The organism is Suttonella indologenes (genome assembly GCF_900460215.1).
GTDB lineage: Bacteria > Pseudomonadota > Gammaproteobacteria > Cardiobacteriales > Cardiobacteriaceae > Suttonella > Suttonella indologenes.
On sequence record NZ_UHIA01000004.1, the window covers coordinates 1647443 to 1663799 of the forward strand.

At 49.7% G+C, this 16357-nt stretch carries 14 protein-coding genes and 1 pseudogene; 3 read left to right on the top strand and 12 right to left on the bottom strand.

The annotated features are described in order from the left end of the window. Positions 1–7: 7 nt before the first annotated feature. A complete protein-coding gene (gene rpoN, locus DYC63_RS12085; protein WP_115219427.1) occupies positions 8–1426 on the top strand; it encodes an RNA polymerase factor sigma-54 in 1419 nt (472 codons plus the stop codon). Positions 1427–1596: 170 nt separating this feature from the next. Here the strand turns inward: rpoN and argE are convergent, their stop codons facing one another. The 3 genes from argE to DYC63_RS12100 are packed head-to-tail and all read right to left on the bottom strand — an operon-like array spanning position 1597 to position 4949. Continuing rightward, the gene (argE, locus tag DYC63_RS12090) at positions 1597–2739 is read right to left on the bottom strand and encodes an acetylornithine deacetylase (protein ID WP_115219428.1); all 1143 of its coding nucleotides are present in this window, start codon (positions 2737–2739) and stop codon (positions 1597–1599) included. Positions 2740–2742: 3 nt separating this feature from the next. Beyond that, the gene (locus DYC63_RS12095; protein WP_218564631.1) at positions 2743–4134 is read right to left on the bottom strand and encodes a YfcC family protein; all 1392 of its coding nucleotides are present in this window, start codon (positions 4132–4134) and stop codon (positions 2743–2745) included. Positions 4135–4142: 8 nt separating this feature from the next. Further along, a complete protein-coding gene (locus tag DYC63_RS12100; protein ID WP_245888200.1) occupies positions 4143–4949 on the bottom strand; it encodes an inositol monophosphatase family protein in 807 nt (268 codons plus the stop codon). Between the two features lie 253 nt (positions 4950–5202). Between DYC63_RS12100 and DYC63_RS12105 the strand changes: the two genes are divergently transcribed. Next, positions 5203–6708, top strand: coding sequence for an inorganic phosphate transporter (locus DYC63_RS12105; RefSeq protein ID WP_425452137.1), 1506 nt, complete (start codon positions 5203–5205; stop codon positions 6706–6708). Between the two features lie 198 nt (positions 6709–6906). Here DYC63_RS12105 and DYC63_RS12110 read toward each other — a convergent pair whose 3' ends face one another. From DYC63_RS12110 to DYC63_RS12145, 8 genes and pseudogenes are all read right to left on the bottom strand, one after another. Continuing rightward, on the bottom strand, positions 6907–7521 hold the full coding sequence (locus DYC63_RS12110) for a plasmid pRiA4b ORF-3 family protein (protein WP_218564632.1): 615 nt from the start codon (positions 7519–7521) through the stop codon (positions 6907–6909). Positions 7522–7595: 74 nt separating this feature from the next. After that, positions 7596–8078 (bottom strand): hypothetical protein, encoded by a 483-nt coding sequence (locus tag DYC63_RS12115; protein ID WP_115219431.1) that lies wholly within the window; start codon positions 8076–8078, stop codon positions 7596–7598. 118 nt (positions 8079–8196) lie between these two features. Continuing rightward, positions 8197–8298, bottom strand: a pseudogene (locus DYC63_RS13580) (IS5/IS1182 family transposase); the annotation flags it as partial. A 261-nt stretch (positions 8299–8559) separates the two neighbouring features. Next, the gene (gene groL / locus DYC63_RS12125) at positions 8560–10209 is read right to left on the bottom strand and encodes a chaperonin GroEL (protein ID WP_115219432.1); all 1650 of its coding nucleotides are present in this window, start codon (positions 10207–10209) and stop codon (positions 8560–8562) included. 31 nt (positions 10210–10240) lie between these two features. Further along, positions 10241–10528, bottom strand: a complete 288-nt coding sequence (gene groES, locus DYC63_RS12130; protein ID WP_115219433.1) for a co-chaperone GroES — start codon at positions 10526–10528, stop codon at positions 10241–10243. Positions 10529–10654: 126 nt separating this feature from the next. Continuing rightward, positions 10655–11563 (bottom strand): nickel/cobalt transporter, encoded by a 909-nt coding sequence (locus DYC63_RS12135; RefSeq protein WP_115219434.1) that lies wholly within the window; start codon positions 11561–11563, stop codon positions 10655–10657. Further along, on the bottom strand, positions 11554–12135 hold the full coding sequence (locus tag DYC63_RS12140; protein ID WP_172459509.1) for a DUF1007 family protein: 582 nt from the start codon (positions 12133–12135) through the stop codon (positions 11554–11556). The genes DYC63_RS12135 and DYC63_RS12140 overlap by 10 nt, the downstream gene beginning before the upstream one ends. 14 nt (positions 12136–12149) lie before the next feature. After that, positions 12150–12734, bottom strand: a complete 585-nt coding sequence (locus DYC63_RS12145; protein WP_115219436.1) for a DUF1007 family protein — start codon at positions 12732–12734, stop codon at positions 12150–12152. Positions 12735–12924: 190 nt separating this feature from the next. Between DYC63_RS12145 and DYC63_RS12150 the strand changes: the two genes are divergently transcribed. Beyond that, positions 12925–14130: a glycerophosphodiester phosphodiesterase family protein gene (locus DYC63_RS12150; protein WP_115219437.1), complete on the top strand. Its 1206-nt coding sequence runs from the start codon at positions 12925–12927 to the stop codon at positions 14128–14130. Positions 14131–14232: 102 nt separating this feature from the next. Here the strand turns inward: DYC63_RS12150 and cpdB are convergent, their stop codons facing one another. After that, a complete protein-coding gene (gene cpdB, locus DYC63_RS12155; RefSeq protein ID WP_115219438.1) occupies positions 14233–16206 on the bottom strand; it encodes a 2',3'-cyclic-nucleotide 2'-phosphodiesterase in 1974 nt (657 codons plus the stop codon). Between the last annotated feature and the right edge of the window lie 151 nt (positions 16207–16357).

Below are 16357 nucleotides of genomic sequence, written 5' to 3' on the forward strand. Positions count from 1 at the left end.
GCAGCGTATGGCATTCTCGCAACAGCAAAATCTTGACGTAAAACTCAAACAGCGAATTGCCCTGACCCCGCAATTCCAGCAGGCGATTAAGATTTTGAACATGAATGCCCAAGAGCTTTCGCTGGAAGTCTCGCAAATGCTCTCACAAAACTTTATGCTCAATTTTGAAGACGACGGTCTGCGCGAAGAGCGCAGCGAGCAGGAAGAAAGCGAAGACATTGACGACGGACTGCTTAAGGAACTCGGCGAAGACCTGCCCTATGACGGCGAATGGGAAGATGTTTACGAAGACTGGCAGGACCATGGCTCGCGTCGGGAAGAAAACAGCAATTTAGAAGAGTTTATCAGCCACAGCCATAGTCTTGAAAGCTATCTGCTCGAGCAATTGGAACAAATGCCGATTAGCGAGGAATTACGCCGTACGGCAGAACTGCTGCTTTATCATTTAGACGAAGACGGCTATCTGCGCGAGCCGCCTCAAAAACTCGCCAAACTCTATCAACTCGAACTCAATGCCGTTAATAAAGCCATTGCCTTGATTAAGAACTGCCAACCCACCGGCGTCGGCGCAGCGGATTTAGAAGAATGTATACACTTGCAATTAGAGCAGCTACCACCTAAAACCCCGCATCTAGGCACGCTCAAGCGCATTATGGCGCGGCATTTTCTGTTTATCGGCAAAAATCCGCAGCTGATCCAGCAGCGCCTCAACCTGAGCGAACAGGAATACCGTCAGGCAATTGCTTTATTAGAAAGTTTGAATCCGCAGCCCGGACAGGGATTTACCCCTTCAAACGGCAATTTTATCCAACCCGAAATCATCGTACGCGAGAAAAACAATATCAGCTATATTGAAATCGATCCTTCGCTCAGCCCTTCGCTGAGCATCAATGAAGAATACGCCGCGATGATTAAACATGCCAATGAGCAAGAAAAAACGCTTTTGCAGGCGCAGCTGAATGAAGCGCGTTGGTTTTTAAGTGCGATTGACAAACGCGCCGACATCATCCGCCGCGTAGCAGGCGTCATCGTCGCTCTGCAGCAAGAGTTTTTCCAAGAAGGCGAAAAAGCCATGCGTCCGATGACGCGGCAGAAAATCGCCGATATGTTGGATATTCATGAAAGCACCGTCTCGCGTGCCGTCAACGGCAAATACCTCAGCTGCAAACGCGGTGTTTACGAATTGCGCTATTTCTTCTCCACCCAGCTCGAAAGCACCGACGGCGGCGAAGACCAATCCACCACCGCCATTAAAGCCACTATCACCGAAATGATTGCGGCGGAGAATCCGAAAAAACCTTTGTCCGATCAAAATATCGCCGATCGTTTGGCAGAAGAGGAAGGTTACAAAATCGCCCGTCGTACCGTTGCCAAATATCGCGAAGAACTCAATATTCCCACTTCCACCGAAAGAAAACGCCGCTAATCGCGCGCACTTCATCAGGTTTGTGCGCCGCAAAACAAAAACGCCCGAAAACGGACGTGAAATAAAAAAGTATCGTCCATTATATAGTCTCTTAACTTCAAAATGAGATTATTCTAAGCGCTTCTCCTGACAAAATGTGTATCTCTAAGTCTCATTTTGAAGTTAAGGTACTATAAACAGGCGTCTTTGACCAAATCCGCCAATAATACGCAGCAGCGTTCCAACTGGGATTTTTCAATCCATTCATCCGGCTGATGCGCTTGCAAGATGCTGCCCGGCCCGAGGATGACCGCTTGGAATCCCGCCTGCTGGAAATGCCCTGCTTCGGTGGCATAGGCGACATGTTCCAGCTGAGTGTCGGGCAGATGTTTGGCAAGTAATGCCAGCAATTCGGCATTATCGCGATTGACCAATCCCGGCACGATTGCACTGGTCAATTCCGTTTCAATCCGCAAATCGCTATTGGCGACGCATAATTGCTGTGCATAAGCCTCAACCCTTGCCAAGACCGCTTCGATGCTTTGCTCGGGCAAATTGCGGATTTCCCAATCCAGCACGCATTCGCGCGCCAATACATTATGCGCGATGCCGCCTTGAATCATGCCGACATGCAAAGAGCTGTGCGGCACATTAAAAGCGGGATTGATTTCCCCGTCGGCAATCAAATCATACATAACTTGCTCGATATAGCCGACCAATTTTCCCGCCTCATGCACGGCGGAAACGCCTTGATGCAGAATTTGCGAGGAATGCGCCGCCATGCCCGTCAAAGTTGTGCGGATATTGACGATGCCTTTTTGCCCGACGACGGGCGCCAGCAAAGTCGGCTCACCGATAATCGCCCAAGCCGACTGCGCACCCCATTCTTGCAAGGTTCGGGCAATCCGCGGCGCTTTGTCGCAGCCGACTTCTTCGTCATAAGAAAAAGCAAAATACACCGGTTTTTGCAAAGGCAATTGCTGCCAAGCAGGCGCGCTCGCCAATACGCAGGCGATAAAGCCTTTCATATCGCAGACACCGCGTCCGATGAGTTTGTCGCCGCTGTCGCGCATGACAAAGGGATCCGCCGTCCACGGCTGCCCTGCTACCGGCACGACATCGGTATGCCCTGAAAAAATCAGACCGCCTGCCGTCTGTGGCCCAATCTGCGCAATCAAGGATGCCTTAGGCAGACCTTCTTCATCTTCTAAACGCAGGCAATGAATGCCCAAATCCTGCAAATAGTCTTGCACCCAATCCATCAAGCCCAAATTGCTTTCGCTGGAAATGGTGTTATGCGCAATCAGTTCTTGCAAAATTTCTTGATAATTCATGAATCAGCTCCATCCTATATTCGCCACTAGCGCCAAAAAGACCCAAGCCAAGAGATAAGCTTTAAGCAGCAGCGGAAAGAAAAATTTTACCCAGCGGTCATAAGGCATACCCACCAAAGCCAGCATTGCCAAAGTGCCGCCGGAAGTGGGTGCAATCATATTGGTAAAGCCGTCGCCGACTTGGAAAGCCGACACCGCCACTTGCCGCGTCATGCCGATTAAATCCGATAAAGGAATCATAATCGGCATGGTGGCAACCGCCTGCCCGCTACCGGAAGGGATAAAGAAATTGATGATGCCGTGCACAATGCTCATTAAAATCGTGCTGACGGTTACCGGAAAATCATTCAAACCTGAAGCCAAGCTATTGATAATCGTATCGCCGATAGCGCCCTGCTCCAGCAGCACTTGGATGCCGCGCGCAAAGCCGATTAACAATGCCCCCTTGCTGACCGCCGCCGCCCCTTCGCCGAATTTTTGCGCAATTTCATTAGGACGCATGCCCACAACTAATCCGCTCAACACGGCAATTAAGAGAAAAATTCCCGCAATTTCATTAATATACCATTTGTATTGAAACACACCGAACAGCATCAATGCCAAGCCGGCAAGGAAAATGCCTAAAATCGTCCAATCTTTGCCGCCCATGCGGTAATCCTTAATCGGTTTTGCTAATGTCAAACCGGCGGTAGAGACGCCAAGCGACAAACTCGCCTGCGGATTGCGGCGGATTTTCACCAAATAGCGCGCATTATGATGGGCAACTGTTGCCAAAATAATCAAGGCAAACACGCTGCGCACGACAGCGCCGGAGAAAATTTCCAATTGGGCGATTTGATGCGACACACCGACCGTATAAGGATTAATCGGCGATGTGGCGAAACCGAAGCCGATGCCGCCGATAGCAATGCCCAGCCCTACCATGACATCGCCGCCGATTGCCAAGCCTAGTAAAACCGCAATTGGCACTAGGGCGATATTATTTTCATAGCCCACCGCAATGCCCAGTAAACCGAAAGCAAAAGTACTGATCCACACCAGCAAAGTGCCGCGTTCCTGTCCTAATTTGCCGACCATGCTGCCGACCGCATTTTCCAACATCTGCGTTGCCGACAAAATATGGAACAAACCGCCGGCGATAAAAGCGATAAAAATCACGCTTGCCGAAGCCACCATGCCTTTAGGAATAGCGAAAAAGGCATCTAAAATCGAGAGCCTGCCACCTTCGACCTGATGATAGGTATTGGCGAGCACCATCATGCGCCCGCCGATTTCCGCCCGCTCGAAACTGCCTGCCGGCACAATCCAAGTCAGCAACCATGTAAACAATAAAATATAGAAAATCAGCGCCAAAGGATCGGGAATCCAGCGCAGCATGCGATTCATATCTTTCATCTTATTCCTTATTTCGCCGCTTCTTGCAGACGTGCGCGGCGCAAAGCCTTCATCAGTATCGGATGCAAATAGGCATTGGCGCAGACAATCGTTTCCGTATCCAACATCGCTTTTTCATCGCCGTAATCGCTGACCAAACAGCCCGCTTCCTGCGCAATCAAAATCCCTGCCGCAATATCCCAAGGCTTGATGCCGGACTCGAAATAGCCGTCCTGCCGTCCGCAAGCCACATAGCACAAATCCAAAGCGGCAGCACCCAAGCGGCGCAAATCGCTGAAATCCTCCAGCACCGATTGGCAATAGGCGAATTGCTGCGCCATCTGCTCGGGCGTTTTAAAAGGAAAACCGGTGGCAATCATCGCCTTATGGCTGTCGCGCTGCCCATTGGCGCGAATCCGCTGTCCATTGCAAAAAGCGCCTTCGCCGCGTGCCGCGCTGAACATCTCGTCCGTAATCGGGTTATAAACCAAGCCGATTTCCAACTGCCCTTTCTTCAGCAGCGCGATAGAAATCGCAAAATGCGGCAAACCGTGGACGAAATTCGCCGTGCCGTCCAAAGGATCGATAATCCATTGATAATCGCTCTCCGCCACGCTCAAACCGCCGAACTCCTCGCCCAAAATATCATGCTCGGGGAATTTATCCTGCAAAATCTGACGAATAATCTGCTCGGATTGCTGATCAATCACGCTGACAAAATCGCCGCGCCCTTTCTCCTGCACCTTAATACGGCTCAAATCGCGATAGCCGCGCTCAATCAGGCGCCCCGCTTCTTCCGCCGCACGGCGGGCAATCGTTAGCATAGGATGTTGCATATCTTCTCTCCCAAAAAAATCAGGCGGCATTTTAGCAGAATGCTGCCGGTGCCGCCCGCTAATGCGCATTGCTGCCTACACAGGAGATAGAATAGATTTTTTGTAAAAACCGCTTTTAAAGATTTATTTACACGCATTTGCCCCTATAATGCGCACACCGAAATCAAGAGGAAAAGCCATGAGCAAGCTTAACAGCGCAAACCCATCTGCAACAGCGAATCTTAACCGATTCTTTTTGATACTCTTTATCAGCATGGTGAGCTATTTCATCTACTGGGGACTGGGTTATACCCATTACAACCACAGCACACTCTTCCTCCTCGCCACCGCCTTCGGCATCTTCATGGCATTTAATATCGGCGGCAATGACGTCGCCAACTCATTCGGCACCAGCGTCGGCGCCGGCACCTTAACCATCACCCAAGCCTTATTAGTCGCCGCTATCTTTGAAGTCAGCGGCGCCGTTATCGCCGGCGGTGCGGTAACCGACACTATCCGCAAAGGCATCATTGATCTGAATCGCATGGCTCTTGAGCCGATTAACTTCGTCTTCATCATGATGTCCGCCCTGCTCTCCTCCGCCCTGTGGCTGCTCTTTGCCACCAAAAAAGGTTGGCCGGTCTCCACCACGCATGCCATCATCGGCGGCATTGTCGGCAGCGCCTTATGCTTGGGTATCATCAGCGGCAACGACTCCGTATCGCTGATTCAATGGAACAGACTCGGACAAATCGTCGCTTCTTGGGTGCTTTCGCCCGTCTTAGGCGGCATCGCCTCTTATCTCATCTTCTCGCAAATCAAGAAAAATGTACTGGATTACAACGTCCTTGCCGATGAAAAATTAAAAGCCATCAAAGCCGAACGCAAAGCCTATAAAAAAACCCACCGCGAACAATTCGAACTGCTCAGCGAATCGGAAAAAGTCGCCGCCGCCTCCGCCATGGCACGCGACATAGAAATTTATGAAGACCCCGAGCTTGACCCCGAAGAACTCGAATCCGACTACTACCGCGGACTCTACGAAATCGACCGACGCAAACAATCGCTCAATACCTACAAAGCCCTGCACTCTTGGGTGCCCTTTATCGCCTCTGTCGGCGGCATGATCATCGCCTCTATGCTCATCTTCAAAGGGCTGAAAAACATGAAATTAGGGCTTAGCGACATCGGCAGCTATTTCGTCATCTTCATGTTCGGCGCCGGCATTTGGATGGCAACCTTCATCTACGCCAAAACCCTAAAACGCAAAGACCTCGGCAAATCCACCTTCCTCATATTTTCATGGATGCAAGTCTTTACCGCCGCCGGCTTTGCCTTCAGCCACGGCGCCAACGACATCGCCAATGCCATCGGACCCTTTGCCGCCATTATGGACGTACTCAAAAGTGGCGATATCGGCAGCCAATCCCCCATTCCGCCGGTCGCCATGCTGACCTTCGGCGTCGCCTTGATTGCCGGACTGTGGTTTATCGGCAAAGAAGTCATCACTACCGTCGGCAGCAAATTAGCGGAAATGCACCCAGCCTCCGGCTTTAGCGCCGAACTGGCGGCGGCTTCTGTAGTCATGATGGCATCGATTATGGGCTTGCCCGTATCCAGCACACATATTCTCGTCGGCGCCGTATTAGGCATCGGCTTAGTCAATCGCAATGCCAATTGGGCTTTGATGAAACCGATTGGGCTGGCGTGGATTATCACCCTGCCCTCCGCCGCTTTCCTATCCGCGACCAGCTTTTTAATCCTGCGCGCGATTTTTTAATTGCTGTCTATCGTCGAAGCAGTGGGAATTCATATCAGATATGCCGATACTGAATACCTTTCCATTTCTCGACGATAAGATTCAAGCAAAAGGCGGCCCGAATATGCCGGACCGCCTTGCTCTTTTATCAAGCGAAGCACTAAAAATAATGCGGTATCGATTTATACACTTTCTATTTCTGCGGCTACCTGCCGAAACTTAGCGCCTAAATTTGATTTTTTTCGCATCAAATGCGTTCGGATCACGTTGGGCAATCTTTTCTCCCCAATCATTCAATATCTCCTGCGCATATTCCTCATATTCGGGATCTTCCCTGTTTTGAAGGACATACATCATCTCTTGATAAGCATAAATTCCGCCGCTATCTTCCAATGCCGCGTTCTGCCCGCCCTCATTGCAATACGGCAGGCGAATGCGTAAGGGTTTGATCAGTAAAGCCTCACACAAAATCTCATGCTCCCAATCATCACCAAAATCATAGGTATACATCAGCTTTTCGCCCACCGATAACACATCGGACATCAAAGGCAATCTTTGCGGCTTTCTCTTTTTAGATGCCGCCTCACTCTGCGAATGATCAAAAAAATCCCATTCTTCATTCGTAGGATAAATCGACGGCGAACGTCTGCCGTGCTTCTGCTTTTTCCAAAAAGAAAATAAATGATAGCCTTGCCACTCAAAAGCGGATTGAATGGCATGATGCAAAGCATCTAAATTCATATCCACCGGCACCAGAATTCTGCGCCAAATTTCAGGTTCGCTATCCACAAGATGAATGCGTAATTGGTAAGCAAGCGTCAGAGGACTTGTCATCATTGCTCCGTTTTTTCAAAAAGATAAATTAAACCATATTTATAAGAGATAGTTACCGCAGAAAATCTGAAGCATTAATTCGCATCCAGATACCGCCGCAAACGAAATACATCATCGGGTGTAATCCGCGCCTGCAAGGGCGTGGAATAGATGCACCAATCGGTAACATCATCCAGCGGCAGAGTATAGCTTTCGCCGCTGTGCATTTCGCTGCGTTCGTCTTCCAGCAAATTGCGGTTACGGTAATCCGCCGTCTCATATGACCAGGCTTCAGGTTCGTCATGATCGTAAATGCGGATGCGGGACAGGCTGACCAGCTCATTATCGAGCTCGTCTTCATCAACACTGCGCAAAACGATATTGGTAAAACCGTCTTCGTCTTCTTCAATAGAAAGGATATCGTCCACATCATCACGTTGCAACACTTTCTCCACGCGGCGGCGAATGGCGGCAATATCGGGCGTGGCAATGCGCTCTTTGATGGCGGCAAGATAAATGCTGGGCGCTTGATAGTCGCCTTTCTTCAGCTCTTCATAGGCTTCGCTGTGATGTCTCATAGATTTTCTTTGGCTATTCATTCAGTCTATTGTTCAATCTCATCGCTCAAAAGGCAAGTGCCGAAAAGCGGATACTTTAGCAGACCAAGCGCCAAAAAAATTAGGGTCTATTGAACATTCATATCTTAAGCCATTGATAAGAAAAGGTTAGAGCCAGATTATTTTCAAAGTTTCTTTTTAGCTTATCAAAGCGTGTGGCAATCGCTCGATAATCTTTAAGGCTCTAGACTAACAGAGTGATTCTGCTAGTCTAGAGCCATAACAAAATAAAGCAAGTATAGTCAATTCATGACAAAATTGCACACCTAAAAATATCAAGCTTTACTATTGTGCGGGCTAACATATAAAAGCTGTGTCTTTATTTGATCTGAATTGACTATACATTCAAATATTCAGGCGATAAAAAAGCGGACTGTGCGTCCGCTTTTTTATGCGCGATGATTTGTTTTTAAGGCAAACCATCATAGGCAGGTCGGCGTGATTACATCATGCCCATGCCGCCCATGCCGCCCATTCCACCCATGCCGCCCATATCAGGCGCAGCAGCTTCAGGTTTTGGCAGTTCTGCAATCATGGCTTCGGTGGTAATCATCAAACCGGCTACAGAAGCGGCGTTTTGCAAAGCGCTGCGGGTAACTTTGGTCGGGTCGATGATGCCGGCGGCAACCATGTCCACATATTCGCCGGTGGCGGCGTTATAGCCTTCATTTCCGCTGCCGGCTTTGACTTTATCGACCACAACGGCAGCCTCGCCGCCCGCGTTTTGCACGATGGTGCGCAAAGGATATTCCATAGCGCGACGGGCAATATCGATACCGACTTGTTGGTCGTAGTTATCGCCTTTGAGCTCAGCAATCGCATTAATGGCACGAATCAGCGCCACACCGCCGCCGGGAACGATACCTTCTTCAACCGCCGCACGTGTTGCATGCAGAGCGTCTTCCACGCGGTCTTTTTTCTCTTTCATTTCCACTTCGGTAGCCGCGCCGACTTTAATCACGGCAACGCCGCCGGCTAATTTCGCCACGCGCTCTTGCAGTTTTTCGCGGTCATAATCGGAAGTGGTGTTTTCGATTTGGGTGCGGATAGTGGCAACACGCGCATCAATGTTCGTTTTTTCGCCGTTGCCGCCGATGATGATGGTGTTGTCTTTATCAACGGTAACGCGTTTTGCCGAGCCTAATTGCTCTAAGGTCGCGCCTTCAAGGTTCATGCCGACTTCTTCGGAAATTACTTGTCCGGCGGTCAGAATCGCAATATCTTCCAACATCGCTTTGCGGCGATCGCCAAAGCCGGGCGCTTTAACCGCAGCCACTTTCACGATGCCGCGCATTGAGTTGATCACTAAAGTTGCCAAGGCTTCGCCTTCTACGTCTTCGGCAATGATTAACAGCGGACGACCAGATTTTGCCACGGCTTCCAATACCGGCAGCATGTCGCGGATATTAGAGATTTTTTTGTCATGCAGCAGAATGTAGGGATTATCCAATTCCACGTTTTGCGCCTGTTGGTTGTTGATGAAATAAGGCGAGAGGTAGCCGCGGTCGAACTGCATACCTTCAACCACTTCCAAGCTGTCTTCCAAGCCTTGACCTTCTTCAACGGTAATCACGCCTTCTTTACCGACTTTATCCATTGCTTCGGCGATTTTTGCGCCTACGGTTTCGTCAGAGTTGGCGGAAATGGTGCCGACTTGGGCGATAGATTTGCTGTCATTGCAAGGTTTAGACAATTCTTTCAATGCCTTGACCGCTTCTGCAACCGCTTTGTCGATACCGCGTTTCAAATCCATCGGGTTCATGCCGGCGGCAACAGATTTTAAGCCTTCCGTAACAATGGCTTGTGCCAATACGGTGGCGGTGGTGGTGCCGTCGCCTGCCGCATCATTGGTTTGAGAAGCCACTTCTTTCACCAATTGTGCGCCCATATTTTGGAATTTGTCTTCCAATTCGATTTCTTTGGCTACCGATACGCCGTCTTTGGTAACGGTCGGTGCGCCGAACGATTTGTCTAAGACCACATTGCGGCCTTTAGGACCGAGCGTGACTTTTACCGCATTGGCGAGAATGTTCACGCCTTTCAACATCTCTTTACGCGCTTCTTCTCCGAAACGTACTTCTTTAGCTGCCATAAATTAAACTCCTAAAATTAAAAACAAAAAATTATTCGATAATGGCGAAAATTTCGTCTTCGCGCATGATGATGTAGTCTTCTCCGTCCACTTTGACTTCGCTGCCCGAATATTTGCCGAACAGGATTTTATCGCCGACTTTGACGTTCATCGCTTGTTTTTGACCATTGTCCAAAGCCTTGCCTTCGCCGACGGCAATCACTTCGCCTTGCGAGGGTTTTTCGGTCGCAGAACCGGGCAGAACGATGCCGCCGGCTGAGGTTTTTTCTTCTTCTTGACGTTTAACGATCACGCGATCATGTAAAGGACGCAGTTTCATAAATACACTCCATAAATAAAAAGACTGGCAAATCCAGCAAAAAAGTTCTCCCCCTTTATGTGGCTAGGGGCGGATTTTTCAATCCGGATAAAATAAATGTAATCTTTTGTTAATCTTTGAAAGCATTCACAGCCCCAAGACCGGCAGCGGCTGCGCGCTGAATAATAATATTAAACCTAGACCAATCAATAAGAAAGCCCCGATTGCAGCCAGCATCAGCAAACCTTTTTGCGCGGCGGCAGCGGAGAGAGTGAGGCGTTTTGCCGCTTGCTCGCGTCCGTAAATGGTTAATAAGGCGAGGCTGAGCACGGTGATTGCCGTGCCGGCGCTGATGGCGAAAGTCATGGCAATACCCACAGCCCATAATTGCCAAGCGGCGGCGACCGCCAAAGCTAAAATCGAACCAGAACAGGGACGCGCACCAATCGCAAGCAATGATGCCCAAAAAGCCGTCTGTGCTTGCGGTGCATGATGATGTCCGCAGCCGCAATGCTCGTGCGCATGATGATGTTCGGCATGATGCCTTCCGCCGCGGTATTGGCGAACGGCTTTGGCAAGCATATAGATGCCGGCGGCAATGATGAGCGCGTAACTCAAGCGTTCCGCCCAAATAATTTGCGACATGGCATCGCGAATCAGCCATTGCAATGCGCCCACCGTTACCGCCACCCACAGTACCGCGCTGATGCCTTGCAATACGGCGCCGCCGACCGCCAACCAGAGCGCATTTTTATAGCCTGAAGGCTGCGTGAGCAAAAAGGTGGTAATCACCGCCTTACCATGCCCCGGTCCTGCCGCATGCAAAATGCCGTAAACAAAGCCGAGGCTAACCAAGAGCCACCATGTCTGCCACTGCGCACCGCCGCGCATTTGGCGCATCAGCATCGTCATTTCGCGGCGGTAATTGTTCTGCCAACGCTGAATATCGAAAACGATGCCCTGCCATAGGGCGCGCAATTCTTCTTGAAACAGCCACAGCGCCAGAAAAAGCACAATCATGAGTAAAAACCATTTCAGCTGCTTATTTATTGACATAGCAACTCCGCATGTTCAGCAAAATATTGCCCCAAATCATAGGAAACCACCGCGCCTTGATCCAAAGCCGCCGCCTCTTCTTGCTTGGCGCTGTCCGGCTTGGCATGGCTGATGTTCAAGCGGCAGGAGGGCATTGGCTGCTGCTTGGGATTATGCAGTATTTCCACGTAATAAGTAGGTTCATAAATTTGATAATACAAAAATTTTACAGGTCTTAGCAAAGGCAGTTCCGTCTCAATAATCAGCTCTCCGTTCGCCTCATACAAACGCGCGCTATGCGCCTCGCCAAATTTGTCTTTTGGTCGCGTATAAAATTTTTCTGCAAATAAAGGCGTCAGCGTGCGCTCTTCAATTCTTTGCCAACGTGCTTCTTTCTGTTCGTCCGGTGTTTTATTCATTTCATCAATAAAAATAGCGCTATAGATAGGATCAAAAGCCCAACGCTGCTGCAAGGCGGTAATTTCCCCTGCCGCATTCAGGCGCGGCGTCACTTCCACCAATATCCACACATGCGGATGCGCCGAGACCGGCAGCATCGCCAAACACATCATGCAAAAAACAATTTTTCTCAAAAATTTCATTCTCCTTACCTACAAGTCCATTCTGCGGTTTCGGCAAAAAAACGCCCTAAATTCGGATCGCCTTTCTGGTTTTTATCCAATGCCGCCGCTTCGATATATTTTTCTTCGCTGGGTTCTGCCGGCGTAATCGTCAAACGGCAGCCGTCGATTTGCAGCGGCTGCGCCTTGGCATGCAGAATTTCCACATAATATTCAGGCTCATAAATTTGATATTGCAGATGCTTGCTTGGCTCGAGCAAGGGCAACTCCGCTTCGACGAACAAATCATTGCCTTTTTGCACAAGCCTTAGATCGCGCGGTGCGGCAAATTGACGGTGCGGAAAAGTGTATAAACCCTCATCGCCTAGCGTTGCCCGAATATCTTTCTCCAAATCCTGCCACAGGGCTTGACGCTGCTCCGATGTTGCCCCCTGCTCCACTTCTTCCAGCAATAAAGTGGAATAAAAAGGATCGAATTGCCATGACTGCCGTAAGGCGGCAATACGCCCCTGCGCATCTTGCACAGGACGAATTTCCACATCGATCCATACATGCGGATGCCCTAGCGTTTGCAAGCTTAATAGTAGCAATATGAAACAATATCGCCGCACGACTTCCTCTCAAAAAATCGCATCATACGGCAAGTGTGATGAAAATCTAGTGAAAAAATGGCGACATAAAAGGGTAACAATTGCTGAGGATAATCTCCTTCTTTGCACCACATTATCTTTGCACAGAAAAAACCGATAAATCCTCATATTTTTTGCTATATTTCCATTTTCTTTAACCACGGAGCATACGATGAAAAAAACCTTGTTATGTTTATTTTTGCTGGCATTGCAGGCGCAGGCGCAGGAATTTACCCCTGTTAAAGCCTATAGCTACGGCGCGCGCCCTTTTTATCTGATTGACGATTTACCTGCCGGCGAACTCAAAGACAGTCTTGCCGCCTGCAACGCGCAAAGTCCGCAAAAAACTGAGTTCAGCATCGGGCATCGCGGCGCGCCTTTGCAATTCCCCGAGCATACGCTGCAATCTTATCTGGCTGCCGCACGCCAAGGTGCAGGCATTATCGAATGCGATGTGGCGTTTACCAAGGACAAAGAACTGGTCTGCCGGCATGCGCAAAACGATTTGCACACCACGACCAATATTCTCGCCACGCCTTTGGCGGAGAAATGCAGTGTGCCCTTTACCCCTGCCCAATACGATGCCGCGGGTAATTTAATCGAAGAAGCGAAAGTGGAATGCCGCACTTCAGACATCACGCTGGCGGAATTCAAAACGCTGACAGGCAAAATGGACGCCGGCAATCCCAAAGCGCGCACGGTGGAAGAATATATGGCGGCAACGCCGAATTGGCGTACCGATTTGTACAGCCAAAACGGCACCTTGATGACACATCAGGAATCGATTGAATTATTCAAGGCTTTGGGCGTGAAAATGACGCCCGAGCTGAAAACGCCGGTCGTGGAAATGCCTTTCGATGGCTTTACGCAGGAACAATATGCGCAAAAATTGCTGGATGAATACCAAGCGGCAGGCGTGGCGGCAAGCAAGGTTTTCCCGCAATCCTTTAATTATGCCGATGTGCAGTATTGGATCAAAAACGGCGGCGATTTCGGTAAGCAAGCCGTATTTTTAGATGAGGAACTCGATACCGCCGCGCGCATTGCCGAAATGCCGAAACTGCGCGAAGACGGTTTGAATTATCTGGCGCCCGCCATGCCGATGCTGCTTGCCAATCAAGACGGCAAGATTGTGCCATCGGATTATGCCAAAGCCGCCAAATCGCATGGCTTCAAACTCATTTCATGGTCAATCGAACGTTCCGGACCTTTGGCGAACGGCGGCGGCTGGTATTACAGCGGCTTGAATGATCTCATCAAAAAAGACAGCGATTTGCTCAAAGTCTTGGACGTATTGGCGCAAGAGGTCGGCATTGTGGCGCTGTTTAGCGATTGGCCGGCAACGGTAACTTATTACGCGAATTGCAAGGGATTGTAAATCTTCTCTTTCATTTCCCGCCAAGGCAATGGATTGCCTTGATGGGCACAATAAAAATAGCCGCCTTTCGGGGCGGCTATTGCATGGACTGCCAAGCAGGGCTTATTTGCTCAAATCTATCTGATAGATGGCAAAACCGACTTCGTCCGTACCGACTGGCTTCATCGGATATTGGGCGTATTCCTTAATAAAGGCTTGCGCTTTTTCGCTGGGCGAGGTTTCAAAACGGATATCAAGTTTGACATCGCCGGCAATCGGCGCAATCCGCCAGTTGCCGTCCGCTTTCGGGCTGACTTTGCCATGCTCTTTACTCTGCGCCGAGATGAAATTTGCCAAGATTTGGCGGTTTTCATCCGGTGCGGCGAAGACGATATGCTTGTCGCCGGTGCCGGGAAATTTATTGCCGTAAGCGCGGTAATTATTGGTAGCAATTAAAAATTCCGCCTTAGGATCGACCGGCTTGCCTTGGTAGCTAAGATTGACGACCCGATGCGCTTCGGGATTAACGAGCTGGCATTCGCCGTCATAGCGGGCGGGCTGGGTGAGGTCGTATTGATATTCCACGCCGTCAATCACATCGAAATTATAGGTGCGGAAACCTTCCCAATTGAGCAGGCTTTGCGCTTTCTCGCTCTTCGGATCGATTTGCAGGAACATGCCCGCGCTGCATTCCAACCATTCTTTCAGCTCTTCGCCGCTTACTTTGACCACTACGAGGGTATTGGGATAGAGATACAGGTCTGCCGCATTGCGGAAGGTCAATTCGCCTTTATTGACTTCGGTGTAGCCGCTCGGGTCGTTTTTGCGTCCGCCGACTTTAAACGGCGCACCGGCGCTTAAAATCGGAATGCCTGCCAATTCCGGCAAGGCTTTGACGGCGTTTTCCACATAGGTTTTTTGCGCGGCATTGACGATTTGAATCGTAGGGTCGTCTTGCACCAAAGCCAAATAGCTGTACATATTGTCGGTAGCATGTCCGATCGGTTGGGAAACAAATTGGCGCGTCGCTTCGTGAACCGGCTGGAGCAGGGCGGCGATTTCCGCATGGTTTTCCGTGGTTGCGGCTTTTTTCTCGGCATCGTAAATAGGACGGATAGCGGCTTTGCCGTCTAAAACCAACCATTTGCCCTCTTCTTTGCCAAGCGTCAAATCTATCACGCTGATATTGTTTGCCCAATAGCCTGCCATTGCTTCCGGCACGCCTTTGACCGTGCCTTTGTCAATATCGGCATGCGGCGATTGTGCAAATTCTTTATTGGGGAATAGGCGGTGGGAATGTCCGAAAATAATCGCATCAATGCCTGCCACATCCGCCAGATAGAAAGCGGAATTTTCCGCGCCTTCCTGATAGGGATCGTCGGAAGGACCGGTATGCGCCAAAGCAACAATAATATCCGCCCCTGCTTCTTTAATGAGCGGCACATATTTTTCAGCCGTTTTGACGATATCGCGCGCTTCTACTTTGCCTTCCAGATTCGCTTTGTCCCAAATCATGACTTGCGGCGGCACAAAGCCGATATAGCCGATCTTAACTGTATGTTTTGTGCCATTCTCTGCCAATACTTCTTTTTCTTGAATGAAATAAGGCTGGAAAGCCGGTTCTTCCGTGCCGGCTTTCACGATATTGGCATTGATAATCGGGAATTCGGCTTCTTTCATCGCCATTTCCAAATAGGGCAGCCCGTAGTTGAATTCATGATTGCCCAGCGTGCCGACATCATACTTCATGGCGTTTAATGCCATAATCGAGGGCTCGGGACGACCTTCTTTAGCGCCGACCGCCGCCTGATAATCGGAAATCGGATTGCCTTGGATAAGGTCGCCATTGTCCACCAATACGCTGTTAGGCACTTCTTCTCTGGCTTGTTTGATTAAATTTGCGGCGCGGCTGAAGCCGAATTTCTCTGTCGGCGCGTCTTTGTAATAATCGAAATCGGTTAGGAAACCGTGCACGTCGGTCGTGCCGACGATGCGCAAATTCACGGTGCTGCTACCGGCAGCAAAAGCCAAACGACTGCTGCTGACAGCTACCAGTCCCCCTGCTCCGATTTGAATAAAACGGCGTCTGTTAATCATAGAAAATCCTTTTTAACATATTGTTAAACCTCATGTTTCAACACACAGAACGGACACATAAAGTATCGCTCTATGTGTTGTCCTGAATTGGAAAACTTTACATCTCTTCCAATGCCATTATTCTCCCCGAAGGTAGGGGAAAGAATTGAGA

Coding starts and splice junctions, on each gene's coding strand:
- rpoN (WP_115219427.1), top strand. CDS start 8: ATGGCATTCTCGCAACAGCAAAATCTTGACGTAAAACTCAAACAGCGA.
- argE (WP_115219428.1), bottom strand. CDS start 2,739: ATGAATTATCAAGAAATTTTGCAAGAACTGATTGCGCATAACACCATT.
- DYC63_RS12095 (WP_218564631.1), bottom strand. CDS start 4,134: ATGAAAGATATGAATCGCATGCTGCGCTGGATTCCCGATCCTTTGGCG.
- DYC63_RS12100 (WP_245888200.1), bottom strand. CDS start 4,949: ATGCAACATCCTATGCTAACGATTGCCCGCCGTGCGGCGGAAGAAGCG.
- DYC63_RS12105 (WP_425452137.1), top strand. CDS start 5,203: ATGGTGAGCTATTTCATCTACTGGGGACTGGGTTATACCCATTACAAC.
- DYC63_RS12110 (WP_218564632.1), bottom strand. CDS start 7,521: ATGACAAGTCCTCTGACGCTTGCTTACCAATTACGCATTCATCTTGTG.
- DYC63_RS12115 (WP_115219431.1), bottom strand. CDS start 8,078: ATGAGACATCACAGCGAAGCCTATGAAGAGCTGAAGAAAGGCGACTAT.
- groL (WP_115219432.1), bottom strand. CDS start 10,209: ATGGCAGCTAAAGAAGTACGTTTCGGAGAAGAAGCGCGTAAAGAGATG.
- groES (WP_115219433.1), bottom strand. CDS start 10,528: ATGAAACTGCGTCCTTTACATGATCGCGTGATCGTTAAACGTCAAGAA.
- DYC63_RS12135 (WP_115219434.1), bottom strand. CDS start 11,563: ATGTCAATAAATAAGCAGCTGAAATGGTTTTTACTCATGATTGTGCTT.
- DYC63_RS12150 (WP_115219437.1), top strand. CDS start 12,925: ATGAAAAAAACCTTGTTATGTTTATTTTTGCTGGCATTGCAGGCGCAG.
- cpdB (WP_115219438.1), bottom strand. CDS start 16,206: ATGATTAACAGACGCCGTTTTATTCAAATCGGAGCAGGGGGACTGGTA.